A 26534-nucleotide genomic window follows, 5' to 3' on the forward strand; every position below is an offset into this window, starting at 1 on the left:
TCCTTGTTTGGTTTATACATTGCCTTGCGGGGCACGCCCATAAGTGTCATCAAATCGAACGATATCGTCTTCGCCTAAGTAACTTCCCGACTGCACCTCGATCAACTCCAAAGGAATCTTTCCAGGATTTGCCAGTCGGTGTTTATGCCCCAGAGGAATGTAGGTCGATTCATCCTCGCCCAACATAAATACTTTGTCTTCACAGGTCACCTCGGCGGTGCCTTTCACCACAATCCAATGCTCAGCGCGGTGGTGATGCATTTGCAAGCTCAGCTTAGCACCCGGTGTCACGACAATGCGTTTGACCTGAAAACGATCAGCCAAGACGAGGGTTTCGTAAGACCCCCAGGGCCGAAACACTTCTTGGTGCAGTGACACCTCCGAGCGCTTTTGCGCCTTGAGGGTACTGACAATGGTTTTAACATCTTGCACTTGATCTCGGTGTGACACAAGAATGGCATCAGCGGTTTCCACCACCACCATGTCCTGCAGGCCGACACCGGCAATTAGCCGTTCACTCGATCGAAAATACGAGTTATCGCAGTCGGTCAAAAGGACATCGCCCTGCGACACATTACCCCGATCATCCTTGGCTTGAATCGACCACAGCGCTGACCAGGCGCCCACATCGCTCCAGCCACAATCTAAAGGTACGACAGCACCTTTCTCAGTGTGCTCCATAACCGCGTAATCGATACTGTCTGAGGGAGAGCTCGTAAATGCCTGCGCATCGGGTCGACAAAAATCTAAGTCTTGAGCCCCACCCGCCATAGCCTCTGCACAAGCCTGGTAAATATCGGGGGCCAAACGCTGCAATTCGTCGAGATACACGCTGGCAGGCAGGAGGAACATACCGCTATTCCACAAATAATCTCCGCTACGCAGGTACTGGTTCGCTGACTCTGCATCCGGCTTTTCAACAAAGGCCTCAATGGCTTTTGCTGACCCGCTAATCTCCGCACCCGCTTTGATATAGCCATAACCCGTTTCAGGCGCCGTTGGCACCACACCAAAAGTCGTCAAGCGCCCTTGTTCGGCTATCGCTGCAGCTTGACCGACAGCGGATTGAAAGGCGGCAACATCACTAATCGCGTGATCAGCAGGCAGCACTAGCAGCAAGCAGTCCTCTGCATTTGAACGCTGCGCATGCAGGGCCGCCAAGGCCACGGCTGGCGCAGTATTACGACCGGCCGGCTCGAGGATCAGCGCGGCTGGTTTCACGCCAATAGCACGCAGCTGTTCGGCTAACATAAATCGATGCTCATCGTTGCCCACAACGATTGGAGCTTGATCGGTGATGCCACTCACGCGATTTACGGTATCCTGCAACAAACTGGCGTCCGTCACTAACGGAAGGAACTGCTTCGGGTGCCCTTCACGAGATACAGGCCAAAGTCGGCTGCCAGTGCCGCCAGATAATACAACAGGAACAATCAAACTCATCAAAAACCTCAAACACTGCGGGTAAAGACGCAGTTTACCTGATTCAAGCTCTCGCTTGAAACTCGCAAAACTTAACTTCTTGTAATTCAAAAGTGGACTTCACCGTCGCAGCGTTTACAATGCGCGATAGGAACCAAGCCGCAGAGCATGGCAACCATAGCACTTAAATTGGAAAGATTAATGACAGCGCAATCCTCCTACACCAAGGAAGAACTTATTGATTGCGGCCACGGCCGTCTCTTTGGCGAAGGTAATGCTCGCCTCCCCGTTGACAATATGCTCATGCTAGATCGCATCACCCACATCAGCAACGAAGGTGGCGAGCATGGTAAAGGCGAAATTATCGCCGAGTTAGACATTCACCCAGAGCTGTGGTTCTTTGACTGCCATTTCCCCAGCGACCCCGTAATGCCCGGCTGCTTGGGGCTTGATGCCATGTGGCAATTAGTGGGTTTCTTTTTGGGCTGGCGCGGCAACCCTGGACGTGGTCGTGCATTAGGGTCCGGTGAAGTGAAATTCTTTGGACAAGTCCTACCTACGGCGAGCAAGGTCACTTACAAAATCACCATGAAGCGCGTTATCGAACGTAAACTTGTCATGGGTATCGCCGACGGCAGCTTAAGCGTTGACGGCAAGGAAATTTATACCGCAAAAGACCTTAGGGTCGGCTTGTTCACTTCGACAGAGAGTTTTTAAACCATGACAAAAAGAGTCGTTATTACCGGCCTGGGAATTGTATCGTGTCTGGGTAATGACGCGAAAACCGTCACTGAATCGCTGCTCAATGGCACCTCTGGCATAAAAACCGATGAGAGCCACATCGAAATGGGCTTGCGTTCACACATTTCTGGACGCCCCACGGTCGATTTCGCCGAACATATCGACCGTAAGCAGCTGCGATTTATGGGTGATGCGGCAGCCTATGCCTACATCGCCATGCAGCAGGCCATCGACGACTCAGGCCTTACCCATGAGCAAATCTCGAACGTGCGTACGGGAATTATTGCGGGCTCTGGCGGAGCATCGGCTTCCAGCCAAACCGAAGCCGCGGATATTCTTCGTGAGAAAGGTATCCGGCGCGTAGGCCCTTACCGTGTTACACAGACCATGGGCAGCACGGTCTCAGCCTGTTTGGCAACGCCTTTCCAAATTAAAGGCGTTAACTACTCGATATCCTCTGCGTGCTCAACCAGTGCGCATTGTATTGGCAACGCAGCCGAACAAATCCAGCTCGGCAAGCAAGATGTCGTGTTTGCTGGAGGCGGCGAAGAACTGCATTGGACCATGAGCAGCCTGTTCGACGCGATGGGCGCCTTGTCGACCAAATACAACGACACACCGAGCAAAGCCTCACGAGCCTACGATGCTGACCGTGATGGTTTTGTAATAGCTGGTGGCGGCGGCATGCTGGTGGTTGAATCATTGGACCACGCGCTCGCACGAGGCGCCAAAATTTACGCGGAATTGGTGGGCTACGGCGCAACCTCTGACGGTTACGATATGGTAGCGCCCTCGGGCGAGGGCGCTATGCGTTGCATGCAACAAGCGCTTGCCACCGTGGATGGCCCGATCGATTACATTAACGCCCACGGCACCAGCACGCCAGCGGGCGATATCCAAGAGATCAAAGCGGTTAGGGCCGCGTTTGAAGGCAAAGATATCCCCTATATTAACTCCACCAAGTCGCTATCAGGGCATTCACTTGGAGCGGCAGGCGTACAAGAAGCGATTTACGCGCTATTGATGCAACAAAATGGTTTCATCTCGGCATCAGCTAACGTCGAGAACTTGGATCCTGACGCAGAGGGCATGCCGATCGTGCGCGAACGCATGGATAACGTAAAGCTAGATCGCATTATGTCTAATAGCTTTGGGTTTGGCGGCACCAATGCGTCACTTGTATTCCAGCGCTATCGCGACTAAAACAGGGACTTCAGGGGAATAATCTCGACAGCGTCACCTTCCGCAATATCCTGACCGACCGGAGCGACAATAAGCACGTCGCTCTGTGTTGCCGCATACAAGGCACCTGAACTTTGATTCGCAACAGGGTAAACCTTAGAAACCCCGCCCTCGCTGACAATGGAACCCCGCAGATATTCGGCTCGCAAACCACCTCTTCGCTCAAAACCTGCTGTTAGCCAAAGAGAAAACGGGGCCAAATCACGTGCTCCCTGCAGAGCCAAGAGTATGGGTCTTGCAAGTAACGAAAAAGTAACCAGTACCGAACTCGGGTTACCCGGCAACCCGATAATTGGCTTGCCTGCAATTCGCCCAAAAGCAAAAGGCTTGCCTGGCTTTAGGGCCAACCGCCAGAGGTGTAGTTCACCTAGGGCACTAATTGCGGGCTTGACGTGATCTTCCTCACCCACCGACACACCACCCGTTGTAATGACCACGTCTGCCGCGTCAACCGCTTGCCGTAGAGCCTCAGAGGTCGCGTCAAAGGTGTCAGCCAAATGCCAAACACCGACCACTTGACCGCCTGCTTGCTGAACGAGACCTTCAAGTAAACTTCTATTGGAGTTATATATTGCACCCGCGGGTAAATCGGCGCTACCGGGTTCAACCAGCTCATCGCCGCTCTGCAATAACGCGACTCGCGGTTGCTTAGCGCACAAAACAGTGGCCAAACCTTGCGATGCCAATAAACCTAGGGCGGGCGGACCCAAGCGCTCACCAGCCTCTAACAGTAACTCCCCCGCTTTAATTTCGTGGCCACGCAAACGCACATTGTCGCCGACTTCACGCCTTAAAGGGACTCGGACCCGATCACCCTCAACCTCACACTCCTCTTGCATCACGACAGTATCAGCGCCATCAGGCAACTGTGCGCCAGTAAAAATACGCGCCGCGGTGCCAAACGCCAAGGGCTCAGGTACCTGACCCGCCGCAATTCGCTGCGAAACCTGAAGCTCCCCCCCTGAGTCAGATACTCTCAAGGCAAAGCCGTCCATAGCTGAATTGGTGTAGGGCGGGCTATCCATTGTCGCAATAAAAGGCTCAGCTAAGACACGACCTAGCGCTTGAGTCACCTCAAGGCGTTCGGTCTGGCACGCAGGAGTGATGCCCGCCAATATTGTCTCGAGGGCCTCCTCTAGAGGAATCAGCTGATTCATGTCCGCGCTGTATTCAAAACACCCACAAAGTTACAGGGCTTATGAGTCGCATCGAGCTGCTCTTTTAAAATACCCTCCCAAGCGGTGCGACAGGCACCGGTAGAACCCGGCATACAAAAAATAACGGTTCTATTCGCCATACCACCCAATGCACGAGACTGCACTGTCGAACTGCCTATTTCTTGCAAAGATAAGGCCCGGAACACCTCTCCAAAGCCTTCGACGTGTTTATCAAACAAAGGGGCCACAGCTTCGGGAGTGGAATCGCGACCCGAAAATCCGGTTCCGCCCGTCGTTAAAATCACGTGCACTGCCGGCTCGGCTATCCAAGCAGACACTTTAGCCCTAATTTGGTACACATCATCAATGACAATTTGACGATCCTGCAGCGAATGGCCGGCAGCCTTGAGCTGCTCTACCAGATACTGCCCCGATGTATCGGTGTCAATGCTGCGGGTATCGGATATCGTCAATACCGCCACACCTAAACTTTGAGCGACTCCAGTATTACTCATAATGTGCTTTTACCTTTTGATGCTGATAGAACGCTTTCACGGCGGGTGCCAATAAGCGTCGCCACGAGGTTGAGTGGACACCAAAGCTATCGAAAATCCTTTGGGTACTTAAGGTCCAATCACCTTGCGGTTGAGATGCGTCGGATGACCGCGCCACACCGCCCGAGTCAATATTTGCGAACTGACTCGCCGCCGCGAACACCGCCTCACCAAATTCATAGTAAGAGGCACGTTCATTACTTCCGTAATGAAATATACCGCGATTATTCGAGCCACTGCCTACTTGGTCGAGGATTGCAGCGATCACACGTGCCCCGTCATCAGCGGATATCGGGTTAAAGTATTGGCTGTCTGACAAGGCTATTCTTTCCCCCCGCCCAAAACGCTGCAGCATTTTTACCAACACCCCTTCGCCTTGTGCCGAGTAAGTGGGAGACAAGCGTAAAATAATGGAGTTTTTGGTCATATCTTTGACCGCTTGCTCCGCTGCTCGACGAACCCGCCCTAAATGAGACTCATCATCGGGCTGATCACTTTCAGTCCAGGGAGCGTCTTTCACAGTGCCAGAAAATACCCAAGCACTGCTTTGAAACAAATAAACGATATCGTTCCTCAGACACGCTTTACCAAACCATCGCGTGCGCTGGATATCCCCATCGCTTATAGTATCTCTGGTTTCTAAGAGGGCATCTAGGCGCAGGTCAATTAGACACTCGGGCGACAGGCGTTTGATTGTCTTTTTCGCCACCCGCTCGCTTTTGAAACGACTGTCAGCAACTGTGGTGGCCTCACATCTATGACGCTGTTGTTGATCCAGAATACGCACCAAGGCCATACCCAAAGGGGTATCGCCACCTAAAATCAACACTCTCAACCTGCTGTACCTCCCGCTTTAACCGCAACCGCGTTTAAAACGGAATATCGTCGTCGAAATCAGGGAAATCTGCAGGCGGTTGTGAAGGCGAAGCAGGCGCTGGCGCAGCGGCCTGGCGAGGCGCATAGCCTTGGCTCTGGTTGCCGCCGCTCATACCTCCACCCATACCTCCACCCACTCCGTCACCACGACTATCAAGCATTTGCATCTCGCTGGCGACAATTTCTGTGGAGTATCGATCGGCGCCCGATTGATCTTGCCATTTTCGAGTACGCAATGCGCCCTCGACGTATACTTTAGAGCCCTTTTTAAGATACTCGCCCGCGATTTCAGCTAGTCGGTTAAAAAATACGACTCGGTGCCACTCGGTACGCTCTTGTGGTTGTCCGGTTTGCTTATCCTTCCAAGTTTCTGAGGTAGCAAGACTGACGTTCGTAACCGCGCCACCGGAGGGCATAAATCGGGTCTCAGGGTCATTACCCAGATTGCCCACCAAAATTACCTTATTTACGCCACGTGTCGCCATAGTTTCCCTCGATTCTGTTATCTACTATCAGTGCACAGATCATAGCAATTGCACTGTTCAAAAGCACCTATTGTGCAGTGCATTTACACATCACTTGAGCGCATTATCCAACAATGTCGGGCTTTGTATGAGCCACAAAAACCAGGCCACAAGCAGGGCAGCACAAACCAAGAGCAAAATGGCTGCGCTGGTGTTTTGCAGCATCAGCCCGCCGCCAGAGCCCCCTAAAAAGGCGCCAGCAAACTGAGAGGTCGAAAAACTGCCCATTGCAGCACCACGACGCTGCTGGGTCACACGCTTACTTAACAGTGAGGGAAGTGAGGCCTCGAGGAAATTGAATCCAACAAAAAAGCACCACAGAGCACCAATCACGCCGGTGTAAGTGTGACCTAATTGGGACTCAAAGACCCAAAGAGCTGCACTCAAGCACAGCACCGCCAAACCAAAGGCTATTTTAGGGTATCCCGCGCGCTCACTTAAACGCATCAAAAGCCCCAAACCAATGATCGACGCCACCAACACCGGCGCGTAAATTTGCCAATGCAGTTCTTTCGACAACGACAGATCGTTTAGAAGCAATAGAGGCACGACCATAAATGCCGCTGTCAATGTAAAATGCAAGACAAACACACCAGCATTCAGGCGCCACAAATCGGCGTTTTTGTACCATATTCGTGTGTCAGACTCATCGATTACGTCAGCGAGAACAGGCGCAGCAGGGATACGCCACACAGTAATAAGAACGCCCAATATGGCCAGACCTGCGGTCACCAAGAAAACTAAGCGCAAACCACCCCATGCCGCCAGCACTGGGCCCAGCATCAGGGCAACAGCGAACGATGCACCAATCGAGATGCCAACGATCGCCATAGCCTTTGTACGTTGCTCGCTGCGAGTAGAATCGGCCAGCAGCGCCATAACTGCACCGGCAATGGCGCCGGCTCCCTGCAGCGCACGCCCTAGCACTAGCCACCAAACTGAGCTCGCATAAGCGGCTAAAACCGAGCCCGCTGCAAACACCAGCAACCCGCCCAGAATCACAGGCTTTCGACCAATTCGGTCTGACAAGGCCCCCAGTGGTATTTGTAACAAAGCTTGGGTCAAGCCATAGATACCTAAAGCCAACCCCAGCAGAGCAGGCGATGCATCGGGCAGTTCTTGCCCGTAAACCACCAGTATGGGCAAAACCATGAACAAACCGATCATCCGAACGCTGTATAACGACGCCAGACCAAAGACTGAACGGCGCTCATTTTGAGTGAAGGGGGTTTGAGTGATCACACGGAGTTCTGCTAACGACAAAGTCATTATGATAACACGAAATAAGCGCAAACAGCTTTTGTCAGCGTGCCCTAGGGCAATTATACTGGCGGATTGCACTCGGAAGGAACACCATGGATACCATTCACGTTCGCGGCGCGCGCACTCACAACCTCAAGAATATCGATCTGGATATTCCCAGAGATAAGCTGGTTGTGATCACGGGCCTCTCGGGGTCTGGCAAATCATCGCTTGCCTTTGACACCCTGTACGCCGAGGGTCAGCGCCGTTACGTTGAATCATTGTCAACCTACGCTAGACAATTTCTATCCATGATGGAGAAGCCCGATGTCGATCATATCGAGGGCTTGTCGCCTGCCATTTCAATCGAACAAAAATCCACCTCGCACAACCCCCGATCCACGGTAGGCACCATCACCGAAATCTACGACTACCTCCGCCTTTTGTTTGCGCGAGTCGGCGAACCACGCTGCCCAGACCACGACCTGCCTCTTGCTGCACAAACAGTGAGCCAAATGGTAGACACGGTACTCGCACAAGCACCTGAGAGTCGCTGGATGTTGATTGCTCCCGTGGTAAAAGCCCGCAAAGGTGAGCACTTACATCTGCTCGATAGCCTGCGCGGTCAGGGATTCGTTCGGGCGCGCATTGATGGCATCGTGACTGATTTAGACGATGCGCCAGAACTGGATAAAAAGAAAAAACACACGATCGAAGTAGTCATAGACCGCTTTAAAGTGCGCGAAGACCTAGCTCAGCGCCTTGCGGAATCATTTGAGACCGCCCTGGAGCTAACCGACGGATTAGCGGGTATCGTCTCGATGGATGACGATCACGAAATCGTATTTTCTTCGCGCTTTGCCTGCCCCGAATGCGGCCACAGTATTGATAGCTTAGAACCAAGATTATTTTCATTTAACAACCCCGCGGGGGCGTGCGCTAGCTGCGATGGCCTTGGCGTCAAACAATATTTCGAGGCCGATCGCGTCGTCATGCACCCCGAGGCAAGTCTAGCAGAGGGTGCAATACGCGGCTGGGATAGACGGAACGTTTACTATTTTCACATGTTGTCGTCGCTAGCGAAGCACTACGAGTTTTCAATTGATACGCCTTTTGATGAACTGCCCGCGGACATTCAAAGAACTATTCTGTACGGCTCTGGCAAAGAAGAAATCGCCTTCAGCTACGTCAATGATCGCGGCACTGTTTTTAAAAACCGTCACGTGTTTGAAGGCATTATCCCAAACCTCGAACGCCGCTATCGGGATACAGAATCGCAATCTGTTCGCGACGAGCTTGCAAAGTTCATTGCCAGCCAGCCCTGCCCCGACTGCCATGGCACACGTCTGTGCAGAGACGCTCGCCACGTGTTCGTCAATGACCTTCGATTGCCCGAGATTACCGCCATGCCGGTTGGAGAGGCATCGGACTATTTTGATACCTTGAATTTGACGGGACGAAAAGGTGAAATCGCCAGCAAAATTCTCAAGGAAATTCGAGCGCGTTATCGCTTCTTAGTTGACGTAGGTCTAAACTATTTGTCGCTCGACCGGAGTGCCGAGACCCTATCAGGAGGGGAGGCGCAACGCATTCGTCTGGCCTCACAAATTGGAGCTGGCTTAGTCGGCGTCATGTACATTCTTGACGAACCCTCTATCGGTCTACATCAGCGCGATAACGAGCGCCTCATCAAAACTCTGAACCACCTTCGCGACCTCGGCAATACCGTATTGGTCGTCGAACACGACGAAGATGCCATTCGGGCAGCAGACTACATCATTGACGTAGGGCCCGGGGCTGGCGTGCATGGCGGTCAAATTGTCGCCGCCGGCACCTATGATGAAATTATTGCCTGCGACAAGTCTACAACGGGTGCTTACTTGTCTGGACGCATGCAAATCGAAGTCCCCGAACATCGCTACCAAGCTGACAGCATACGCTTGCTGAGTTTGAGGGGTGCCCGTGGCAATAATTTAAGGAATGTTGATCTCGACATACCGCTCGGGCTACTCACGTGTATCACCGGGGTTTCGGGTTCCGGCAAATCAACGTTGATCAACAGCACGCTTTATCCCCTTGCGGCGACCGAACTCAATGGCGCAACCACTCTCACCGCGGCTGCACACGACAGCATTAGCGGACTGAATCTTATCGATAAGTGCATTGATATCGACCAAAGCCCCATCGGTCGGACACCACGATCCAACCCAGCAACGTATACCGGCATCTTCACGCCCGTGCGTGAACTCTTCGCGGGAACCCAAGAAGCTCGTGCCCGAGGTTACAAGCCGGGACGTTTCAGTTTTAACGTTCGCGGTGGCCGCTGCGAAGCGTGCCAAGGCGACGGAGTCACAAAAGTAGAGATGCACTTTCTACCCGATATCTACGTGCCTTGCGATGAGTGCAAAGGTAAGCGCTATAACCGAGAAACATTGGACGTCTTATACAAGGGCAAGAACATCTACGAAGTGCTTGAAATGACGGTTGAAGATGCACTGGTGTTCTTCGAACCCGTGCCAGCCATAGCGCGAAAGCTGCAGACGCTGATGGATGTAGGCTTGTCCTATATTCGCCTAGGGCAAGCCGCAACCACGCTGTCAGGTGGTGAAGCGCAAAGGGTGAAATTATCTAGGGAACTGTCTAAACGCGATACAGGCAAAACACTCTATATCTTAGACGAACCCACAACCGGACTGCATTTTGAAGATATCCGTCAATTGCTCGAAGTCTTGCACCGGCTGCGACGTCACGGCAATACGGTCGTTATCATAGAACACAACCTTGACGTTATTAAAACAGCAGACTGGATCATCGATTTAGGCCCCGAGGGCGGCAGTGGCGGTGGACAGATCATCGCGCAAGGCACTCCTGAGACCGTCGCCGAGGTACCAGAAAGTCATACCGGCCGGTTCTTGAAGCCCATCTTAGAGCGCGCATAGATCAGCTAACTTCAACCCTAGAGCCAGGGGCTCGATGTGACAACGGAACGGTGACACGCAAAGCGATCGGGCAAAAAAAAGCCGCACCAAGTGCGGCTTTTTGGCATCTGAATCGGCTTATTCTTCGCCGTCATCCATATCATCAATTTCGACAACTGGACGATCAACCAACTCAACGTACGCCATTGGAGCGTTATCTCCAGCGCGGAAACCACACTTCAAGATACGCAAATAGCCGCCCGGACGAGTCTGATACCGAGGGCCAATTTCGCTGAACAACTTACCAACCACCTCTTTATCACGCAGGCGATTAAAAGCAAGACGGCGGTTTGCAACGCTATCTTCCTTCGCCAAAGTGATAATCGGCTCAGCGTAGCTACGCAGCTCCTTAGCCTTTGGTAGAGTCGTCTTAATCAGCTCGTGCTTAACTAAAGACGCCGTCATGTTGCGGAACATCGCTTTGCGATGCGAGCTATTACGGTTTAACTGACGTCCACTGTGACGATGACGCATGACTATTTTCCTTTACTTCGTGTGCCGTTTTGGCAGCTATTCAAACTGTTTCCGAGTCCTAAAGACTTAAGACTCGATCATCATTTTTCAGACTTGCAGGTGGCCAGTTGTCGAGTCTCATACCCAACGACAAACCGCGTGACGCCAGCACGTCTTTAATTTCGGTAAGCGACTTCTTGCCCAGGTTTGGGGTTTTCAGAAGCTCGACTTCAGTACGCTGCACCAAGTCACCGATGTAGTAAATATTTTCTGCTTTCAAGCAATTTGCCGAACGAACCGTCAACTCCAAATCATCGACGGGGCGCAACAAGATCGGATCAACTTCATCTTCCTCAACGACTGCTTCAGCTTCGCCTTCGCTCTCGAGGTCAACGAATACCGCGAGCTGCTGCTGCAAGATCGTCGCAGCGCGACGAATTGCTTCTTCTGGATCAATTGTTCCGTTGGTTTCCAAATCAAGGACCAATTTATCCAAGTCAGTGCGTTGTTCGACACGAGCGGACTCAACCACATACGCCACACGGCGGATGGGCGAAAACGTCGCATCCAACTGCAATCGGCCTATCGCACGGGTTTCGTCTTCTTCATTTCCACGCGAGTCTGCTGGAGAGTAACCGCGTCCACGACTCACAACCAGCTTCAGATTCACACCCGAGCCACCTGTAACGTTACAGATGACGTGGTCTGGGTTGCAGATTTCAACATCGTGATCCAGCGTGATATCACCCGCCGTTACAGGACCGGGCTCTTTCTTCGACAAAGTCAATTCAGCTTCATCTTTGCCGTTAAGGACCACAGCGACATCTTTGAGGTTAAGAAGAATTTCAATCACGTCTTCTTGAACGCCTTCAATGGTGCTGTACTCATGCAAAACACCATCAATTTGCACTTCGGTAATTGCGCATCCTGGCATAGACGATAACAGAATACGGCGCAGTGCGTTGCCAAGCGTATGGCCAAAGCCACGCTCTAGGGGCTCTAAAGTCACTAGAGCTCGCGTATTACTTTTTTCGTCCACGGTAATAACGCGTGGAGTCAAGAATTCATTTACTGCACTTTGCATGTAGCCACCTGTCAGTCAGATTAATCGGATGTATTACTTCGAGTACAATTCAACGATCAAGTTTTCGTTGATCTCAGAAGTAAGCTCAGCGCGCTCTGGGCGAGCCTTAAATACACCTTCTAATTTGTCAGTATTGACGTCGATCCATTCGATGTCCGCACGCTGACCCGCGAGCGCCACTGCCGACTGAATACGCAATTGCTTCTTCGCTTTTTCACGAACAGCAACGACATCACCAGGCTGCACTTGGTAAGAAGGCACGTTCACAACGGTGCCGTTTACCAGAACACCCTTGTGTGACACCAACTGACGTGCTTCAGCGCGAGTTGATGCAAAACCCATGCGATAAACAACATTGTCCAAGCGGCTCTCTAGCAGCTGCAGGAGGTTTTCACCAGTCGCACCTTTACGTCGCGCCGCTTCCTTGTAGTAGCCACGGAATTGCTTTTCAAGAATGCCGTAGATACGACGCACTTTTTGCTTTTCACGTAACTGTACCCCGTAATCAGACAAGCGGCCACGTCTAGCGCCGTGCATACCTGGGGCAGTTTCCAATTTACATTTGCTTTCTAACGCACGCGCACCACTTTTCAAAAACAGATCAGTGCCTTCGCGGCGAGCTAATTTACACTTTGGTCCAATATATCGAGCCATACTAGTTCCTTCCTATGCCCTTACACGCGGCGCTTCTTGGGTGGGCGACATCCGTTATGAGGAATCGGGGTTACGTCGGTAATGTTAGTGATTTTGTAACCACAACCATTCAGCGCACGAACCGCAGACTCACGACCGGGACCAGGACCTTTGACTTGGACGTCCAAGTTTTTAAGGCCGTATTCTTTTGCTGCCTCGCCAGCACGCTCTGCAGCGACCTGAGCCGCAAACGGTGTGCTTTTACGAGAACCACGGAATCCAGAGCCACCAGCTGTCGCCCAGCTAAGAGCGTTACCCTGACGGTCAGTGATAGTGACAATGGTATTGTTAAATGACGCGTGAATGTGCGCCACACCGTCTACGACGGTTTTGGTAATCTTACGACGCGGTGCTTTCGCGCTTGGCTTAGCCATAAAATCGTCCTACTTTTAATATCAACACTACACTGCGGTGTAGCTACACTAAGTGAGCGCACAAGGCGCTCGCCATACTACCTACTTACTTGCGGATCGGCTTACGAGGACCTTTACGCGTACGCGCATTGGTTTTCGTACGCTGACCGCGTAAGGGCAAACCTTTACGGTGACGCAAACCACGGTTACAGCCCAAGTCCATCAAACGCTTGATGTTCATTGACACTTCCCGGCGTAAATCACCTTCGACCATCATTTCGCCAACTTTACCGCGAAGTTCGTCCATTTGAGCTTCACTCAAGTCACCGATTTTGGTGTCTTCTGCAATATTTGTCGCTGCACAAAGCGCTTTTGCTTTGGTCTTGCCTACACCGTAGATATAGGTCAAAGAAATAACAGCGTGTTTGTTATCGGGTATGTTGACGCCGGCGATACGTGCCATCCATCTTTCTCCAAATTACTTTACTATTGTGCGAAGGATCGCTAAAACCGCTAATCGCATGACACTCGTCAAAAGGCGCGGCAGTTTATCGACTTCGCTCTTAAAAATCAACTCAAGACTTGCCTTAACCCTGGCGCTGCTTATGGCGTGGGTCTGAAGAACAAATCACCCGTACCACACCTGCGCGGCGGACCACTTTGCAGTTGCGGCAAATTTTCTTAACTGATGCTCTAACTTTCATCACTTCTCTCCGTTACAACAAGTCTTACCGAACGCGGCCGGCAGACCCATGATTTTTCAGGTTGGCTTTCTTCATCACTGAATCATACTGCTGCGACATCATGTGGCTTTGAACCTGAGCCATGAAGTCCATCACGACCACAACAACAATCAGTAAAGAGGTCCCACCCAAGTAAAAGGGCACGTTCCATGTCACTACCAAAAACTGTGGCAGCAAACAAACGAGTGCGATATAAGCCGCACCAAAAACAGTCAAACGCGTCAACACACCGTCAATAAAGTTGGCAGTCTGCTGCCCAGGACGAATACCTGGAATAAAAGCACCGGAGCGTTTCAAGTTATCGGAGACTTCAACTGGGTTAAACATTAACGCGGTATAGAAAAAACAGAAAAACACAATGAATACGGTAAACAACAGAATATTCAAGGGTTGCCCCGGTCCAATCGCCACAGCCAGGTCTTGCAGCCAATCTGACGAGTTACCACTACCAAACCACTGCGCAATCGATGCAGGGAACAATAAAATACTGCTCGCAAATATCGCCGGGATCACCCCCGCCATATTCACCTTCAGGGGCAAGTGCGAACTCTGCGCTTGGTACATACGATTACCGCGCTGCTGCTTAGCGTAGTTAACGGTGATTCTACGCTGACCACGCTCTATGAAGATGATCAGATAAATTACGACGATCGCTAACGCTAAAATACCGAGCAACACGAGTATATTGAGCTCGCCCTGGCGAGCCTGCTCCAAAGACTGGCCGATTGCCGAAGGTAGACCCGCTACGATGCCTGCGAATATCAGCAATGAGATACCGTTTCCTACGCCGCGCTCTGTAATCTGCTCACCCAACCACATCATGAAAATAGCGCCAGTCACGAGTGACGTAATCGCAATCACATAAAACACAGGCGAAACGCTATACGCCATGCCTTGGTTGGCCATGCCGACCGTCATGCCGGTCGCCTGAATAATCGCTAAACCGACCGTCAAGTAACGAGTGTACTGCGAAATTTTGCGACGACCCGACTCACCTTCCTTCTTCAACTGCTCTAGCGACGGCGTTACGGCCGACATCAACTGCATAATAATTGACGCAGAAATGTAGGGCATAATGCCGAGCGCAAGAATACTCATACGCTCGAGCGCACCGCCCGAGAACATGTTTGCCAACCCCAAAATGGTGCCTTGATTTGAATTAAAGAGGGCTTGCAACTGCGCAGGATCAATACCCGGCACAGGAATATGTGTGCCGATACGATAAATAATCAGCGCAACTAAAACGAACCGTAGGCGAGCAAAAAGCTCGCCTAACCCGGCTGTATTTATGCCTGGAACCTGCTGCCCGTTAGCCATTTAGTCCTCGACCTTGCCGCCAGCTTGCTCAATCGCAGCGCGAGCGCCTTTTGAAACGCCCAGACCCTTAACCGTCAAAGCGCGGTCAACGCTGCCAGCCAAGAAAATACGAGCGCGCGTCATGTCATTGCGCACCAAATCTGCCGCCTTAAGGGCGTCCATATCAACGACGTCGCCCGTCAAGCGAGCCAGGTCACCCAAACGCACTTCCGCCGTCTTCATACCAACGCGTGATTTGAAGCCGTACTTCGGCAATCGCTTCTGCAAAGGCATCTGACCGCCTTCAAAACCAGGACGAACTCGTCCACCAGAGCGAGCTTTTTGGCCTTTGTGGCCACGGCCGGCGGTTTTACCCAAACCACTGCCAATACCCCGACCAACACGCTTACCGTCTGGACGCGAACCATCCGCCGGGCTGAGTGTGTTTAAACGCATCACATCAGACATTGTTTTACTCCTCAACTTTGACCATGTAGGCCACTTTGTTGATCATGCCACGCGTTGAGGGCGTGTCTTCCACCTCAACTGTGTGTCCAATTCGACGCAAACCTAAACCTGCTAAGCAAGCTTGATGAGTGCGTTGACGACCGTGACGGCTCTTGACCTGTGTAACTTTTACTGTCGATTTAGCCATGGCTATGCGACCACCCTATACCAATACTTAATTCAAGATCTCTTCGACGGTTTTGCCACGCTTAGCAGCAACGTCGTCGGGAGAGGCCATATCACGTAGACCATTGAAGGTCGCACGCACAACGTTCACTGGGTTCGTTGAGCCGTAGCACTTCGCTAAAACGTTCTCAACACCAGCAATTTCTAATACGGCACGCATTGCACCACCAGCGATTACGCCAGTACCTTCAGATGCGGGCTGCATGTAAACTTTTGACGCTCCGTGGCGAGCCTTGATCGGGTACTGAATCGTTCCACCATCAAGCTCAACCTGAATCATGTTACGTCGGGCAGCTTCCATCGCTTTTTGAATCGCGACCGGCACTTCACGCGCCTTACCACGACCAAAACCGACTTTACCGTTTCCATCGCCAACAACCGTTAAGGCAGTAAAACTAAAGATACGACCACCTTTAACCACTTTCGCAACACGATTTACCTGGACCAGCTTCTCTTGCAGATCGCCCTCGGTCTGTTGCTTTCTTTGATCACTCATATTCGTGCCTGCCCCTAGAATTCCAAACCGTTTTCGCGCGCAGCTTCTGCAAGCGACTTAACGCGACCATGGTAGCGAAAGCCACTGCGGTCGAATGCAACTTGCGTTACACCGGCATCTTTGGCTCGCTGTGCAATCAATTTGCCGACTTCGGCAGCAGCGGCCTGGTTACCCGTTGCTCCATCACGAAGTGACTTATCCAGCGTGCTCGCCGCAGCCAATACCTTGTCTCCGGCCGCATTCAACACTTGCGCATAAATGTGACGTGGAGTTCGGTGAACCGTCAAGCGAACCGCTTCTGCAGCCTTCATGCGGGCACGTGACTTACGTGCGCGGCGCAGGCGTGATACTGTCTTCTCATTCATTTGCGCTTACCTACTTCTTCTTAGCGTCTTTACGACGTACGTGTTCATCCGCGTAACGAATACCCTTGCCCTTGTAAGGCTCCGGCGGACGGAACGCTCTAATCTCTGCTGCAGCCTGGCCTACGGCTTGCTTGTCGATACCGCTCACAACAACTTCTGTTTGAGTCGGTGTCTCGGCGCTAACGCCCTCGGGCAACTCGTAATTAACGGGGTGCGATAAACCTAAGGTCAGGTTTAAGACGCTGCCTTCCGCTTTTGCACGATAACCCACACCGTTCAAAACCAATTTCTTCTGCCAGCCAGTACTTACGCCAACAACCATGTTGTTCACCAACATACGCGTCGTACCTGCCATGGCTTTTTGCGCGTCGCTGTCGTAGCTTACCGTCAACTCTTCGCCTTCTTGTAACACCTGAATACCGTCGGTAAGCGCTAGCGACAAAGAACCTTTGCCACCTTTAACGCTTAGCGCGCGATCATTCAACGTGACCTCAACACCTTTCGGCACGTTTACTGGGGATTTTGCGACTCTAGACATAGAACCAACTCTTCAATATCAAATTAAAATACGGTGCAAAGTACTTCGCCACCAACACCCGCAGCACGCGCAGCGCGATCGCTCATTACACCCTTAGAAGTGGACACAATCGCCACACCCAAACCGCCGCGAACCTTTGGCAACCCGTCACGCGCAGAGTATTGACGCAAACCAGGTCGGCTCTTACGGTCGATCTCGGCGATCACGGGCTTGCCGTTGAAGTACTTCAAAGTTAACGCCAGACGCTTTTTACCGTCCTGCTCCAGAGTCTCAACACTCTCAATGTAACCTTCGTCCACCAATACTGCCGCGACAGCCGCTTTCAGTTTTGACGCTGGCATTTCAACGCTTTTTTTGCCGGCCATTTGTGCATTGCGAATTCGCGTTAGCATATCAGCCAATGGATCTTGCATACTCATAATCGAATCTCTCTTGTTACCAGCTAGACTTAACTAAGCCAGGCACATCACCACGCATGGCTGCTTCGCGCAACTTGTTACGACACAGTCCGAACTTACGGTAAACACCGTGCGGACGACCCGTTATCTGACACCGGCGCTGCTGACGAACTGGGCTAGCATTACGAGGCAGCTTTTGCAACGCGACCTGTGCATCCCAACGCGCATCCTCTGAAGCATTGACGTCTGCGATAATCGCTTTCAACTCAGCGCGTTTCGCCGCAAATTTAGCGACGGTACGGGTGCGCTTGGTTTCGCGTGCAATCATGGATTTCTTTGCCATGTGGATCTACCTCTTAGCCTTTAAACGGGAAGTTGAACGCGCGAAGCAGTGCACGACCTTCGTCGTCAGTGCGCGCCGTTGTTGTGATGGTAATATCCATACCACGCAACTTGTCGACTTCATCGTAGTTGATTTCAGGGAAGATGATCTGCTCAGTCACACCCATCGCAAAGTTGCCGCGACCGTCAAACGCTTTCGGTGTGATACCGCGGAAATCACGAATTCGAGGAATGGCGATGCCGATTAAACGCTCCAAAAACTCGTACATGCGATCCGAACGCAAGGTAACCTTACAACCGATCGGCCAACCATCACGAATCTTGAAGCCTGCAATCGAACGACGAGCCTTGGTAATGATAGGCTTCTGTCCAGAAATCTTTGTCATGTCAGCAACAGCGTTTTCCAACACCTTCTTGTCACCGACAGCTTCACCCACACCCATATTCAGAGTGATTTTGGTTATGCGTGGGACTTCCATTACGTTACGCAGGCCTAGCTCTTCTTTAAGAGCGGGTGCGAGTTCGTCCCGATATTTTTGTTTCAAAGTGGCCATTTATTTCAACCTCAATCCGCAGCTCGCGCTACGCGTCAATCGCTTCGCCAGTTGATTTATAGATCCGCGTTTTCTTGCCATCTTCGGCCTTGTAACCAACACGATCCGCCTTGTTTGTTTGCGCGTTGTAAATCGCAACATTGGAGACATGAATAGAGGCTTCCTGCTCCACAATACCACCAGCAATACCCGCCTGGGGGTTAGGCTTGGTGTGCTTCTTCACGCGGTTGATACCGGTCACAATCAAACGATCGCTACCAATTACCTTACGCACCTTGCCACGCTTACCTTTATCTTTACCGGCAAGCACAATGACTTCGTCATCTCGTTTAATTTTCATGTCTATTCCTCGTCGTCTGCTGCCGGGTTAAATAACTTCCGGCGCAAGCGAAATAATCTTCATAAACTTCTCGCCACGCAATTCACGGGTTACGGGGCCAAAAATACGCGTACCAATCGGCGCCTGGTTGTTGTTTAACAACACCGCCGCGTTGTCGTCGAACTTAATCAACGAACCATCGGGTCGACGAACACCCTTGCGAGTGCGAACGACAACCGCGGTCATTACCTGACCTTTTTTAACCTTACCGCGAGGAATCGCCTCTTTAACGGTAACCTTAATCAAGTCACCAACACGAGCGTATCGACGCTTTGAGCCGCCCAACACCTTGATGCACATCACGCGACGCGCACCACTGTTGTCAGCAACTTCTAAATATGACTGAGTTTGAATCATGCTCTACTCCGAAAGACCTGACGGTCGGTTTCTTGCTGACTTAAAGTTCCGCAGCCTTTTCTACCACTTGATCCAAAGTCCAAGTTTTAGACTTTGACAAAGGGCGACTCTCACGAACAACCACTGTATCTCCGATCGAACACTCGTTTGCTTCGTCGTGTGCGTGGATCTTTGATGAGCGAGTGATGTACTTGCCATACACCGGGTGCTTAACGCGACGCTCAATCAACACTGTGATTGTTTTGTCCATTTTGTCACTAACTACCCTGCCGGTAGCCGTACGAATACGTTTTTCTGTCGTTGCCATCAGCCTTCACCGCCTTTCTCAGTGAGCAGCGTCTTAACACGCGCAATCGCTCGCTGGTTGTCTTTCAATAAATGTGTCTGTCCGAGCTGGCCGGTTGCCTTTTGCATACGCAACTTGAACTGCTCCTCACGCAAACTCAACAAAGTCTCATTGAGTTCTTGCGCCGATTTTTCTCGCAACTCACTCGTTTTCATCACATCACCGATCGCTTAACAAATTTTGTTGCCACAGGAATCTTTGCTGCCGCCAAGGTAAACGCTTCACGCGCCAACTGCTCAGAAACACCCTGCACTTCGTAAAGTACCTTGCCAGGCTGAACCTGAGCTACCCAGTACTCGACGTTACCCTTACCTTTACCCTGACGAACCTCTAAAGGCTTACCAGTGATAGGCTTGTCTGGAAACACACGAATCCAGATTTTACCGCCACGCTTAATGTGACGTGTCATTGCACGACGAGCAGCCTCGATTTGACGCGCCGTAATACGACCGCGACCTACCGCTTTCAGACCAAACTCACCGAAACTGACCTTGCTACCGCGCAGAGCCAAACCGCGGTTGCGGCCCTTCTGCATTTTTCTAAATTTTGTACGCTTAGGCTGTAACATAGCACCGAACCTTAATTAGCCGCTGGTTTCTTGCCGCCATCTTGTGCAGACTCTTGTCCGCCGATGACCTCGCCTTTGAAAATCCACACCTTGACGCCAATAATGCCGTAAGTAGTAGAAGCTTCGTATGTTGCATAGTCGATATCTGCACGCAAAGTGTGCAGCGGTACTCGACCTTCACGGTACCATTCCGCCCGTGCAATTTCAGCGCCGCCCAAACGGCCACTGACTTGGATTTTTACGCCCTCTGCACCCTGACGGAGTGCGTTCTGAACCGCACGCTTCATGGCGCGACGGAACATGACGCGGCGCTCGAGCTGCTGAGCAACGTTTTGAGCAACTAATTTCGCATCAAGATCAGGCTTACGAATCTCTTCGATGTTGATATTCACGGGCACACCCATGCGTGCGCTCAAATCTTTGCGCAACTTATCGACATCTTCGCCTTTCTTACCAATAACGATACCTGGACGCGCAGTAGAAATCGTAATACGCGCTGTCTGTGCAGGACGCTCGATCAAAATGCGGCTTACAGAGGCATTGTCTAGCACTTTTTCGATGTACTGGCGTACTTCTAAATCAGTGATCAGCTGACGCGCGTAATTTTTTGAATCCGCGTACCATACTGAGTTATGGTCTTTAACAATACCTAACCGAATACCGGTTGGATGTACTTTCTGACCCATATGGTCTTCTCCTAACCTTCGCCGTCTGCGACTTTCACAGTGATGTGACAAGTGCGCTTTAAAATACGATCTGCACGACCTTTAGCGCGAGGACGCAAGCGCTTCATTGTCATACCCTCATCCACAAAGATGGTTGATACTTTCAACTCATCCACGTCGGCACCTTCGTTGTTTTCCGCATTTGCGATTGCGGAATCCAGCACCTTTTTCACTATATGCGCCGCTTTTTTAGGGCTGAACGCAAGCACGTCTAATGCCTTTTCTACGGGCAAGCCGCGAACCTGGTCAGCCACCAAACGGGCTTTCTGTGCCGAGATTCGCGCTCCTCGTAATTTTGCTGCCACTTCCATGGTTGCTTACCTCTCCTACGCGACGCTTAACGCTTCGCCTTCTTATCTACGATGTGCCCTTTGAAAGTACGCGTGACCGCGAACTCACCTAGCTTGTGACCTACCATGTCTTCGTTGATCAACACAGGCACATGCTGGCGTCCGTTGTGGACGGCGATGGTCAAACCAACCATATCGGGCGATACCATTGAACGACGCGACCAGGTTTTGATTGGACGACGGTCGTTGCTCTCAAGTGCGGCTTCTACTTTTTTCTGCAGGTGCAGATCAATGAAGGGGCCTTTTTTTAATGAACGGGGCACAATACTATCCTCTATCCTATCGACCTAGTCGCTTACTTCTTGCCGCGACGGCGAACAATCAATTTATCGGTACGCTTGTTAGAACGTGTCTTATAACCTTTAGTCGGAGTACCCCATGGGCTGACAGGGTGACGTCCACCAGATGTTCTACCCTCACCACCACCATGCGGGTGATCTACCGGGTTCATCGCCACACCGCGTACGGTAGGACGGACGCCGCGCCAACGCTTCGCACCGGCTTTACCCAGCTTGCGCAGGCTATGCTCTGAATTCGACACTTCGCCGATAGTAGCGCGACAGTCGCTCAGCACTTTACGCATTTCACCAGAGCGCAAACGAATCGTTGCGTACGCGCCTTCACGGGCCACCAACTGTACTGCCGCACCCGCCGAGCGCGCCAACTGAGCACCTTTACCGGGCTTAAGCTCGATCGCATGAATGACAGAGCCGACAGGAATATTTCGGATGGGCAAGCAGTTTCCCGCCTTGATCGGCGCTGCTGGACCGTTTTGCACCACATCACCTGCCTTCAGACCCTTGGGCGCGAGAATGTAACGACGCTCGCCATCGGGGAACAAAATCAACGCGATGTGCGACGTGCGATTTGGGTCATATTCCAACCGCTCAACCTTCGCAGGCATACCGTCTTTGTTACGTTTAAAGTCAATGATGCGATAATGCTGCTTGTGACCACCACCGACATGGCGTGTCGTGATACGACCATTATTGTTGCGACCGCCTGACTTACTTTGGCTTTCCAGCAAAGGCTTATGGGGTGCACCCTTGTGCAAATCCTGCTCGACGACGCGCACGACATGGCGGCGACCGGCAGATGTGGGTTTACTTTTTAATACAGCCATGACCTACCCCTTATTCCACGGTAGCAAAGTCAATTTCTTGACCCTGCGCCAACGTAACGTAAGCCTTTTTCCAACTTGGCTTAGTCGTAAAACCGAAGCGATTACGCTTAGTTTTACCTTTAACACGCAAGGTGCTAACAGACTCTACGTTCACTTTGAAAAACTTCTCGACAGCCGCCTTAACTTCTGCCTTGTTCGCATCGAGCGCTACACGGAAAACGTACTGATTGTTAATATCAGCAACGACCGCAGCCTTTTCAGAAACGTGAGGCGCTCTAATTACTTGAAACAATCGCTCCTGGTTCATCCGAGCATCTCCTCAAACTTTTTCACAGCATCGACAGTTACAACAACCTTGTCATATGCAATCAAACTCACTGGATCCACGCTTTCAACGTCACGCACATCAACCGAGTGCAAGTTACGAGACGCAAGGTACAGGTTTTCGTTAACCTCAGATGCGACGATTAACACGTTATCCAAACCAAACTCACCCAACTGCTTGACCAGCAACTTAGTTTTGGGCGCCTCGACATCCATTGACTCAACCACCAACAGACGCTCTTGACGAGCCAGCTCTGACAGAATCGAACGGATCGCCGCGCGATACATTTTACGATTAACTTTTTGGCTGTGATCCTGAGGCTTAGCCGCAAAAGTCACACCACCTGTGCGCCAGATGGGCGAACGGATGGTTCCGGCTCGAGCGCGACCTGTACCCTTCTGACGCCATGGCTTCTTACCACCGCCGCTCACTTCTGAACGAGTCTTCTGAGCACGCGTACCTTGGCGAGCACCTGCCAGGTAGGCAGTGACAACTTGGTGAACCAAAGCTTCATTGTATTCACGAGCAAAAGCAACGTCGGACACAGATACTGTGCCAGCTGATGCATTCCCGGGCTTCAATACATTTAATTCCACGTTCGAATCCCCTAACTTATGCCTTTACAGCGGGACGCACAACAACATCACCGCCTGGCGCACCTGGAACCGCACCTTTGATTAATAACAAGTTGCGCTCTGCATCAACACGCACAACCTCGAGACCCTGGGTGGTAACAGCAACATTACCCATCTGGCCGGCCATTTTCTTACCCTTAAACACGCGACCCGGTGTCTGACACTGACCGATAGAACCTGGCGCACGGTGCGACAAAGAGTTACCGTGGGTTGCGTCCTGCATCTTAAAGTTCCAACGCTTCACGCCACCCTGAAAGCCCTTACCCTTCGACTTTCCAGCGACGTCAACTTTCTGGCCTGCTTCGAATCGACCTACAGTCAGCTCGGCACCTACTTCAGGAGCATCTTCACCAGCTTCAAGGCGAAACTCCCACAAACCAACACCCGCTTCAACTCCAGCTTTAGCATAGTGCCCAGCAGCAGATTTATTGACGCGACTTGCTTTGCGAGTTCCAGTTGTTACCTGAATAGCACGATACCCATCGGCATCAAGCTCTTTGATCTGAGTAACGCGGTTTGGAGACACCTCCACTACGGTTACTGGAATTGATACGCCGTCTTCGGTAAAAACACGAGTCATACCGGTTTTACGGCCGACTAAACCAATAGTCATTTTTCTAACCTCTCAGTGTACGGGGCTAACCCTCTATGGCCGTCCATCGCTGAACGTTACACGCCCGCAGATTGGAGTACTGCGGGCAGGTCTTGCTACGAATTGTCGTTAACCAAGACTAATCTGTACTTCCACACCTGCTGCCAAGTCGAGCTTCATCAAAGCGTCAACCGTTTTTTCTGTTGGCTCCACGATGTCGAGCAACCGTTTGTGGGTACGAATCTCATACTGGTCACGAGCATCCTTGTTTACGTGAGGCGAAATCAACACAGTAAACTTCTCTTTACGAGTCGGCAAAGGGATAGGTCCGCGAACCTGAGCCCCAGTGCGACGCGCGGTTTCAACAATCTCTTGCGTTGAAGCATCAATCAAACGGTGATCGAAAGCTTTCAGGCGAATACGAATGCGTTGGTTTTGCACGTGACTAGTCTCCAAAATATAAATAACCGAGAGCTCGCAAGGAGACCCCCGAAAAAGGAACGCGAATTCTAAAGACGAGGCCAAGCGCTGTCAAGCGTAGTTACACCGAAAAGACAAAAAGTTCGGGAGAAGTGGAAAATTACCCGACAGTGGACCTAAGCGTTCTTTCCAACTCAAGTCCCCATCGATTCGGCGCGCTCACAGTTGCCCAAAGTCCGAAAATAGAAGAAGCTAGACGCTTCTAAAACGAGGATCTTTCTATGGCACCTTCAAATAACAATACCAATACGCATTCGATGTTAATGGGCTATTTATTGTGGATTTTTGGGTTCATGGGCGCTCACCGATTCTATTACGGTAAGCAGGTGAGCGGTACCATTTGGTTTTTCACCTTGGGCTTGTTCTTTGTGGGCTGGATCGTTGATCTTTTTTTAATTCCCAGTATGGATAAGCAAGCTGACTGGCGTTTCACTGAGGGGCCTATCAATTACAGCCTGGCGTGGATCTTGTTGACCTTTCTAGGCATTTTCGGAGTTCATCGCTTTTACATGGGCAAGATATTCACGGGCTTACTGTACCTTTTTACTGGCGGCTTATTCTTGCTTGGGTGGCTCTATGATTTGTATACCCTGAACGAGCAAATCACCCAAGAAAACGCGCAACGCCGCGCGTGGTAACACCCGCACAAGGCAGACTCGCCCTCTTAGCCGGCGCAGCCGGCGTCGCACTGTTCTCTGGCATGGATGCGACCATGAAATCACTATCGCTTCAACATGGCGTTTATAACGCCATGTTCTGGCGTATGAGTTTCGGAATCATCATTATCGGCGCACTCTATCTCACCGGCAGACCGAGTAAGCCATCACGCCATACTCTCCGCCTTCACGTCAAACGGGGGGCGCTTACGCTGGTGATGGCATCGCTATTTTTTTGGGGCCTAACACAGATCCCACTGGCGCAGGCGGTGGGGCTTTCCTTTATCGCCCCTATCATTGCCCTATTTTTGGCGGCCTGGCTCATTAACGAGCCTATCGTCCCAAACGATTATATCGCCTCAGTGATCGCGCTTCTTGGGGTCGGCGTGCTCTTACTTGAGGAGCTTTTAAAATTTGAAATGCAATCGCTGTTAGGCAGCGCAGCTGTTCTTCTGTCGGCCGTAATGTATGCTTACAATCTGATTTTACAGAGACAACAAGCCCTCATAGCGCAGCCACTTGAAATCAGCTTTTATCAGACACTAGTCACCTTTGTAGGCCTCGCATTACTCGCACCGTGGTGGGCTGAGCCATTACCCGATTTACGCACAGGTATTCTTGCCGCAACGGCAGCAAGCTTAGCTTTAGGTGCCCTCATCTGCTTTTCATACGCTTACCGACACGCAGTCACTGCGAGCTTGGTAACACTGGAATACACTGCTTTCATCTGGGCCGCTGCCTTAGGATGGATTGTATTTGACGAAACTATCAGTCTAAATACGCTCAGCGGCACGGCCTTGATTGTGGCCGCATGCGTCTTTCAGATCCGGGGAGCTAGCAAAAGGATCGTGCCAAATGAGCAAATTATAGGACGTATAAACAACAAAGCCGAATAACTGCAAGCAGCCATTCGGCTCAGCGGGCTGGGGCAACACCCCAACCCAAGGCTGGTATCGATTACTCGATGATTTTGGCTACAACGCCAGCACCAACCGTACGACCACCTTCACGGATCGCAAATCGCAAACCGTCTTCCATCGCAATCGGTGCAATCAGAGTAACAACCATCTGAATGTTGTCACCTGGCATAACCATCTCTACGCCATCAGGCAATTCACACGCACCCGTTACGTCCGTCGTACGGAAGTAAAACTGAGGACGGTAGCCTTTGAAGAATGGCGTGTGACGACCACCTTCATCTTTGCTCAATACGTAGACTTCTGCTTCAAACTTCGTGTGCGGCTTAACGCTACC

39 protein-coding genes and 1 pseudogene are annotated in these 26534 nt (G+C 51.4%); 5 read left to right on the forward strand and 35 right to left on the reverse strand.

Features of this window, described 5'->3' with window-relative positions; genetic code table 11:
* Window positions 1-12: 12 nt before the first annotated feature.
* Window positions 13-1437, reverse strand: coding sequence for a mannose-1-phosphate guanylyltransferase/mannose-6-phosphate isomerase (locus tag ACTF5Z_RS02875; protein WP_438984452.1), 1425 nt, complete (start codon window positions 1435-1437; stop codon window positions 13-15).
* 186 nt (window positions 1438-1623) lie between these two features.
* Between ACTF5Z_RS02875 and fabA the strand changes: the two genes are divergently transcribed.
* Complete coding sequence (gene fabA, locus ACTF5Z_RS02880) at window positions 1624-2139, forward strand: 3-hydroxyacyl-[acyl-carrier-protein] dehydratase FabA (protein WP_009574415.1); 516 nt, start codon at window positions 1624-1626, stop codon at window positions 2137-2139.
* A gap of 3 nt (window positions 2140-2142) precedes the next feature.
* Window positions 2143-3366, forward strand: a complete 1224-nt coding sequence (gene fabB, locus ACTF5Z_RS02885; protein ID WP_438984442.1) for a beta-ketoacyl-ACP synthase I — start codon at window positions 2143-2145, stop codon at window positions 3364-3366.
* Here fabB and ACTF5Z_RS02890 read toward each other — a convergent pair.
* The 5 genes from ACTF5Z_RS02890 to ACTF5Z_RS02910 form a co-directional block, all read right to left on the reverse strand.
* On the reverse strand, window positions 3363-4562 hold the full coding sequence (locus ACTF5Z_RS02890) for a molybdopterin molybdotransferase MoeA (protein WP_438984443.1): 1200 nt from the start codon (window positions 4560-4562) through the stop codon (window positions 3363-3365). The two genes, fabB and ACTF5Z_RS02890, sit on opposite strands and share 4 nt — an antisense overlap.
* Window positions 4559-5077 (reverse strand): molybdenum cofactor biosynthesis protein B, encoded by a 519-nt coding sequence (gene moaB / locus ACTF5Z_RS02895; protein ID WP_423848825.1) that lies wholly within the window; start codon window positions 5075-5077, stop codon window positions 4559-4561. Before moaB ends, ACTF5Z_RS02890 begins: the two co-directional genes overlap by 4 nt.
* Window positions 5070-5945 carry a sugar nucleotide-binding protein gene (locus ACTF5Z_RS02900; RefSeq protein WP_438984453.1) on the reverse strand — a complete coding sequence of 292 codons (876 nt, stop codon included), beginning with the start codon at window positions 5943-5945 and terminating at the stop codon, window positions 5070-5072. The genes moaB and ACTF5Z_RS02900 overlap by 8 nt, the downstream gene beginning before the upstream one ends.
* A gap of 40 nt (window positions 5946-5985) precedes the next feature.
* Window positions 5986-6477 (reverse strand): single-stranded DNA-binding protein, encoded by a 492-nt coding sequence (gene ssb / locus ACTF5Z_RS02905; protein WP_438984444.1) that lies wholly within the window; start codon window positions 6475-6477, stop codon window positions 5986-5988.
* A 90-nt stretch (window positions 6478-6567) separates the two neighbouring features.
* Window positions 6568-7785, reverse strand: a complete 1218-nt coding sequence (locus tag ACTF5Z_RS02910; RefSeq protein WP_438984445.1) for an MFS transporter — start codon at window positions 7783-7785, stop codon at window positions 6568-6570.
* Between the two features lie 86 nt (window positions 7786-7871).
* Here ACTF5Z_RS02910 and uvrA point away from each other — a divergent pair, with 86 nt between their 5' ends.
* Entirely contained in the window at window positions 7872-10697 is a 2826-nt protein-coding gene (uvrA, locus tag ACTF5Z_RS02915) for an excinuclease ABC subunit UvrA (protein WP_438984446.1), read from the forward strand.
* 117 nt (window positions 10698-10814) lie between these two features.
* Here the strand turns inward: uvrA and rplQ are convergent, their stop codons facing one another.
* The 28 genes from rplQ to rpsJ form a co-directional block, all read right to left on the reverse strand.
* On the reverse strand, window positions 10815-11210 hold the full coding sequence (gene rplQ, locus ACTF5Z_RS02920; protein WP_423848829.1) for a 50S ribosomal protein L17: 396 nt from the start codon (window positions 11208-11210) through the stop codon (window positions 10815-10817).
* Window positions 11211-11268: 58 nt separating this feature from the next.
* Entirely contained in the window at window positions 11269-12273 is a 1005-nt protein-coding gene (locus ACTF5Z_RS02925; RefSeq protein ID WP_009574405.1) for a DNA-directed RNA polymerase subunit alpha, read from the reverse strand.
* 33 nt (window positions 12274-12306) lie between these two features.
* The gene (rpsD, locus tag ACTF5Z_RS02930; protein WP_423848830.1) at window positions 12307-12927 is read right to left on the reverse strand and encodes a 30S ribosomal protein S4; all 621 of its coding nucleotides are present in this window, start codon (window positions 12925-12927) and stop codon (window positions 12307-12309) included.
* A 20-nt stretch (window positions 12928-12947) separates the two neighbouring features.
* Window positions 12948-13340, reverse strand: a complete 393-nt coding sequence (gene rpsK / locus ACTF5Z_RS02935) for a 30S ribosomal protein S11 (protein WP_009574403.1) — start codon at window positions 13338-13340, stop codon at window positions 12948-12950.
* Between the two features lie 85 nt (window positions 13341-13425).
* Entirely contained in the window at window positions 13426-13782 is a 357-nt protein-coding gene (gene rpsM, locus ACTF5Z_RS02940; RefSeq protein WP_423848831.1) for a 30S ribosomal protein S13, read from the reverse strand.
* A gap of 124 nt (window positions 13783-13906) precedes the next feature.
* A complete protein-coding gene (rpmJ, locus tag ACTF5Z_RS02945) occupies window positions 13907-14023 on the reverse strand; it encodes a 50S ribosomal protein L36 (RefSeq protein ID WP_083814305.1) in 117 nt (38 codons plus the stop codon).
* Window positions 14024-14047: 24 nt separating this feature from the next.
* Window positions 14048-15379, reverse strand: coding sequence for a preprotein translocase subunit SecY (gene secY / locus ACTF5Z_RS02950; protein WP_438984447.1), 1332 nt, complete (start codon window positions 15377-15379; stop codon window positions 14048-14050).
* Window positions 15380-15814: a 50S ribosomal protein L15 gene (gene rplO / locus ACTF5Z_RS02955; protein WP_040815749.1), complete on the reverse strand. Its 435-nt coding sequence runs from the start codon at window positions 15812-15814 to the stop codon at window positions 15380-15382. It abuts the gene before it with no gap.
* Window positions 15815-15830: 16 nt separating this feature from the next.
* Window positions 15831-16013, reverse strand: a complete 183-nt coding sequence (gene rpmD / locus ACTF5Z_RS02960; RefSeq protein WP_423848833.1) for a 50S ribosomal protein L30 — start codon at window positions 16011-16013, stop codon at window positions 15831-15833.
* A gap of 27 nt (window positions 16014-16040) precedes the next feature.
* Window positions 16041-16547 (reverse strand): 30S ribosomal protein S5, encoded by a 507-nt coding sequence (gene rpsE, locus ACTF5Z_RS02965; protein ID WP_009574397.1) that lies wholly within the window; start codon window positions 16545-16547, stop codon window positions 16041-16043.
* Between the two features lie 14 nt (window positions 16548-16561).
* Window positions 16562-16912 carry a 50S ribosomal protein L18 gene (gene rplR / locus ACTF5Z_RS02970; RefSeq protein ID WP_423848834.1) on the reverse strand — a complete coding sequence of 117 codons (351 nt, stop codon included), beginning with the start codon at window positions 16910-16912 and terminating at the stop codon, window positions 16562-16564.
* Between the two features lie 10 nt (window positions 16913-16922).
* Complete coding sequence (rplF, locus tag ACTF5Z_RS02975) at window positions 16923-17450, reverse strand: 50S ribosomal protein L6 (protein WP_423848835.1); 528 nt, start codon at window positions 17448-17450, stop codon at window positions 16923-16925.
* Window positions 17451-17473: 23 nt separating this feature from the next.
* Window positions 17474-17869 (reverse strand): 30S ribosomal protein S8, encoded by a 396-nt coding sequence (rpsH, locus tag ACTF5Z_RS02980; RefSeq protein ID WP_438984448.1) that lies wholly within the window; start codon window positions 17867-17869, stop codon window positions 17474-17476.
* A 16-nt stretch (window positions 17870-17885) separates the two neighbouring features.
* A complete protein-coding gene (gene rpsN / locus ACTF5Z_RS02985; protein WP_009577411.1) occupies window positions 17886-18191 on the reverse strand; it encodes a 30S ribosomal protein S14 in 306 nt (101 codons plus the stop codon).
* A 13-nt stretch (window positions 18192-18204) separates the two neighbouring features.
* The gene (gene rplE / locus ACTF5Z_RS02990) at window positions 18205-18744 is read right to left on the reverse strand and encodes a 50S ribosomal protein L5 (protein ID WP_423848837.1); all 540 of its coding nucleotides are present in this window, start codon (window positions 18742-18744) and stop codon (window positions 18205-18207) included.
* A gap of 28 nt (window positions 18745-18772) precedes the next feature.
* Window positions 18773-19084, reverse strand: coding sequence for a 50S ribosomal protein L24 (gene rplX, locus ACTF5Z_RS02995; RefSeq protein ID WP_423848838.1), 312 nt, complete (start codon window positions 19082-19084; stop codon window positions 18773-18775).
* Window positions 19085-19111: 27 nt separating this feature from the next.
* Window positions 19112-19480 carry a 50S ribosomal protein L14 gene (gene rplN / locus ACTF5Z_RS03000; protein ID WP_009577414.1) on the reverse strand — a complete coding sequence of 123 codons (369 nt, stop codon included), beginning with the start codon at window positions 19478-19480 and terminating at the stop codon, window positions 19112-19114.
* Between the two features lie 40 nt (window positions 19481-19520).
* Window positions 19521-19787 (reverse strand): 30S ribosomal protein S17, encoded by a 267-nt coding sequence (gene rpsQ / locus ACTF5Z_RS03005; RefSeq protein ID WP_009577415.1) that lies wholly within the window; start codon window positions 19785-19787, stop codon window positions 19521-19523.
* Entirely contained in the window at window positions 19787-19981 is a 195-nt protein-coding gene (rpmC, locus tag ACTF5Z_RS03010; RefSeq protein WP_160195575.1) for a 50S ribosomal protein L29, read from the reverse strand. Before rpmC ends, rpsQ begins: the two co-directional genes overlap by 1 nt.
* Complete coding sequence (gene rplP, locus ACTF5Z_RS03015; protein ID WP_009577328.1) at window positions 19981-20394, reverse strand: 50S ribosomal protein L16; 414 nt, start codon at window positions 20392-20394, stop codon at window positions 19981-19983. Before rplP ends, rpmC begins: the two co-directional genes overlap by 1 nt.
* Window positions 20395-20405: 11 nt before the next feature.
* Window positions 20406-21080: a 30S ribosomal protein S3 gene (gene rpsC, locus ACTF5Z_RS03020; RefSeq protein WP_009577327.1), complete on the reverse strand. Its 675-nt coding sequence runs from the start codon at window positions 21078-21080 to the stop codon at window positions 20406-20408.
* A gap of 11 nt (window positions 21081-21091) precedes the next feature.
* Window positions 21092-21430: a 50S ribosomal protein L22 gene (gene rplV, locus ACTF5Z_RS03025; protein ID WP_009577326.1), complete on the reverse strand. Its 339-nt coding sequence runs from the start codon at window positions 21428-21430 to the stop codon at window positions 21092-21094.
* 26 nt (window positions 21431-21456) lie between these two features.
* Entirely contained in the window at window positions 21457-21732 is a 276-nt protein-coding gene (gene rpsS / locus ACTF5Z_RS03030; RefSeq protein ID WP_009577325.1) for a 30S ribosomal protein S19, read from the reverse strand.
* A 32-nt stretch (window positions 21733-21764) separates the two neighbouring features.
* On the reverse strand, window positions 21765-22592 hold the full coding sequence (rplB, locus tag ACTF5Z_RS03035) for a 50S ribosomal protein L2 (RefSeq protein WP_160195574.1): 828 nt from the start codon (window positions 22590-22592) through the stop codon (window positions 21765-21767).
* Between the two features lie 10 nt (window positions 22593-22602).
* A complete protein-coding gene (gene rplW / locus ACTF5Z_RS03040) occupies window positions 22603-22899 on the reverse strand; it encodes a 50S ribosomal protein L23 (protein WP_423848840.1) in 297 nt (98 codons plus the stop codon).
* The gene (gene rplD / locus ACTF5Z_RS03045; RefSeq protein WP_423848841.1) at window positions 22896-23513 is read right to left on the reverse strand and encodes a 50S ribosomal protein L4; all 618 of its coding nucleotides are present in this window, start codon (window positions 23511-23513) and stop codon (window positions 22896-22898) included. The genes rplW and rplD overlap by 4 nt, the downstream gene beginning before the upstream one ends.
* 16 nt (window positions 23514-23529) lie before the next feature.
* Window positions 23530-24165, reverse strand: coding sequence for a 50S ribosomal protein L3 (gene rplC, locus ACTF5Z_RS03050; protein WP_438984449.1), 636 nt, complete (start codon window positions 24163-24165; stop codon window positions 23530-23532).
* A gap of 108 nt (window positions 24166-24273) precedes the next feature.
* On the reverse strand, window positions 24274-24585 hold the full coding sequence (gene rpsJ, locus ACTF5Z_RS03055; RefSeq protein WP_009577347.1) for a 30S ribosomal protein S10: 312 nt from the start codon (window positions 24583-24585) through the stop codon (window positions 24274-24276).
* Between the two features lie 260 nt (window positions 24586-24845).
* Here rpsJ and ACTF5Z_RS03060 point away from each other — a divergent pair, with 260 nt between their 5' ends.
* Window positions 24846-25262 carry an NINE protein gene (locus tag ACTF5Z_RS03060; protein ID WP_438984450.1) on the forward strand — a complete coding sequence of 139 codons (417 nt, stop codon included), beginning with the start codon at window positions 24846-24848 and terminating at the stop codon, window positions 25260-25262.
* Window positions 25256-26176, forward strand: a complete 921-nt coding sequence (locus ACTF5Z_RS03065; RefSeq protein ID WP_438984451.1) for a DMT family transporter — start codon at window positions 25256-25258, stop codon at window positions 26174-26176. Before ACTF5Z_RS03060 ends, ACTF5Z_RS03065 begins: the two co-directional genes overlap by 7 nt.
* A 61-nt stretch (window positions 26177-26237) precedes the next feature.
* Here ACTF5Z_RS03065 and tuf read toward each other — a convergent pair.
* Window positions 26238-26534 (reverse strand): annotated as a pseudogene (gene tuf / locus ACTF5Z_RS03070) (elongation factor Tu); the annotation flags it as partial.

The organism is Aequoribacter sp. (assembly GCF_965659035.1).
Taxonomy (GTDB): Bacteria; Pseudomonadota; Gammaproteobacteria; order Pseudomonadales; family Halieaceae; genus Aequoribacter.

Bases quoted from the DNA above. Each gene is read 5' to 3' on its own strand.
- rpsE (WP_009574397.1), bottom strand. From the start codon at position 16,547: ATGAGTGATCAAAGAAAGCAACAGACCGAGGGCGATCTGCAAGAGAAG.
- rplE (WP_423848837.1), bottom strand. From the start codon at position 18,744: ATGGCCACTTTGAAACAAAAATATCGGGACGAACTCGCACCCGCTCTT.
- rplV (WP_009577326.1), bottom strand. From the start codon at position 21,430: ATGGAAGTGGCAGCAAAATTACGAGGAGCGCGAATCTCGGCACAGAAA.
- moaB (WP_423848825.1), bottom strand. From the start codon at position 5,077: ATGAGTAATACTGGAGTCGCTCAAAGTTTAGGTGTGGCGGTATTGACG.
- secY (WP_438984447.1), bottom strand. From the start codon at position 15,379: ATGGCTAACGGGCAGCAGGTTCCAGGCATAAATACAGCCGGGTTAGGC.
- fabB (WP_438984442.1), top strand. From the start codon at position 2,143: ATGACAAAAAGAGTCGTTATTACCGGCCTGGGAATTGTATCGTGTCTG.
- rplW (WP_423848840.1), bottom strand. From the start codon at position 22,899: ATGAACCAGGAGCGATTGTTTCAAGTAATTAGAGCGCCTCACGTTTCT.
- rpmJ (WP_083814305.1), bottom strand. From the start codon at position 14,023: ATGAAAGTTAGAGCATCAGTTAAGAAAATTTGCCGCAACTGCAAAGTG.
- rpsN (WP_009577411.1), bottom strand. From the start codon at position 18,191: ATGGCAAAGAAATCCATGATTGCACGCGAAACCAAGCGCACCCGTACC.
- uvrA (WP_438984446.1), top strand. From the start codon at position 7,872: ATGGATACCATTCACGTTCGCGGCGCGCGCACTCACAACCTCAAGAAT.
- rplQ (WP_423848829.1), bottom strand. From the start codon at position 11,210: ATGCGTCATCGTCACAGTGGACGTCAGTTAAACCGTAATAGCTCGCAT.
- rplR (WP_423848834.1), bottom strand. From the start codon at position 16,912: ATGAATGAGAAGACAGTATCACGCCTGCGCCGCGCACGTAAGTCACGT.
- ACTF5Z_RS03060 (WP_438984450.1), top strand. From the start codon at position 24,846: ATGGCACCTTCAAATAACAATACCAATACGCATTCGATGTTAATGGGC.
- rplP (WP_009577328.1), bottom strand. From the start codon at position 20,394: ATGTTACAGCCTAAGCGTACAAAATTTAGAAAAATGCAGAAGGGCCGC.
- rpsD (WP_423848830.1), bottom strand. From the start codon at position 12,927: ATGGCTCGATATATTGGACCAAAGTGTAAATTAGCTCGCCGCGAAGGC.
- rplN (WP_009577414.1), bottom strand. From the start codon at position 19,480: ATGATTCAAACTCAGTCATATTTAGAAGTTGCTGACAACAGTGGTGCG.
- rpmC (WP_160195575.1), bottom strand. From the start codon at position 19,981: ATGAAAACGAGTGAGTTGCGAGAAAAATCGGCGCAAGAACTCAATGAG.
- rpsC (WP_009577327.1), bottom strand. From the start codon at position 21,080: ATGGGTCAGAAAGTACATCCAACCGGTATTCGGTTAGGTATTGTTAAA.
- ssb (WP_438984444.1), bottom strand. From the start codon at position 6,477: ATGGCGACACGTGGCGTAAATAAGGTAATTTTGGTGGGCAATCTGGGT.
- rpmD (WP_423848833.1), bottom strand. From the start codon at position 16,013: ATGGCTAAATCGACAGTAAAAGTTACACAGGTCAAGAGCCGTCACGGT.
- ACTF5Z_RS02890 (WP_438984443.1), bottom strand. From the start codon at position 4,562: ATGAATCAGCTGATTCCTCTAGAGGAGGCCCTCGAGACAATATTGGCG.
- rpsH (WP_438984448.1), bottom strand. From the start codon at position 17,869: ATGAGTATGCAAGATCCATTGGCTGATATGCTAACGCGAATTCGCAAT.
- rpsQ (WP_009577415.1), bottom strand. From the start codon at position 19,787: ATGGCAACGACAGAAAAACGTATTCGTACGGCTACCGGCAGGGTAGTT.
- rplC (WP_438984449.1), bottom strand. From the start codon at position 24,165: ATGACTATTGGTTTAGTCGGCCGTAAAACCGGTATGACTCGTGTTTTT.
- ACTF5Z_RS02910 (WP_438984445.1), bottom strand. From the start codon at position 7,785: ATGACTTTGTCGTTAGCAGAACTCCGTGTGATCACTCAAACCCCCTTC.
- rpsK (WP_009574403.1), bottom strand. From the start codon at position 13,340: ATGGCTAAGCCAAGCGCGAAAGCACCGCGTCGTAAGATTACCAAAACC.
- rplO (WP_040815749.1), bottom strand. From the start codon at position 15,814: ATGCGTTTAAACACACTCAGCCCGGCGGATGGTTCGCGTCCAGACGGT.
- rpsM (WP_423848831.1), bottom strand. From the start codon at position 13,782: ATGGCACGTATCGCCGGCGTCAACATACCCGATAACAAACACGCTGTT.
- rplB (WP_160195574.1), bottom strand. From the start codon at position 22,592: ATGGCTGTATTAAAAAGTAAACCCACATCTGCCGGTCGCCGCCATGTC.
- fabA (WP_009574415.1), top strand. From the start codon at position 1,624: ATGACAGCGCAATCCTCCTACACCAAGGAAGAACTTATTGATTGCGGC.
- ACTF5Z_RS02925 (WP_009574405.1), bottom strand. From the start codon at position 12,273: ATGCAAAGTGCAGTAAATGAATTCTTGACTCCACGCGTTATTACCGTG.
- rplF (WP_423848835.1), bottom strand. From the start codon at position 17,450: ATGTCTAGAGTCGCAAAATCCCCAGTAAACGTGCCGAAAGGTGTTGAG.
- rplX (WP_423848838.1), bottom strand. From the start codon at position 19,084: ATGAAAATTAAACGAGATGACGAAGTCATTGTGCTTGCCGGTAAAGAT.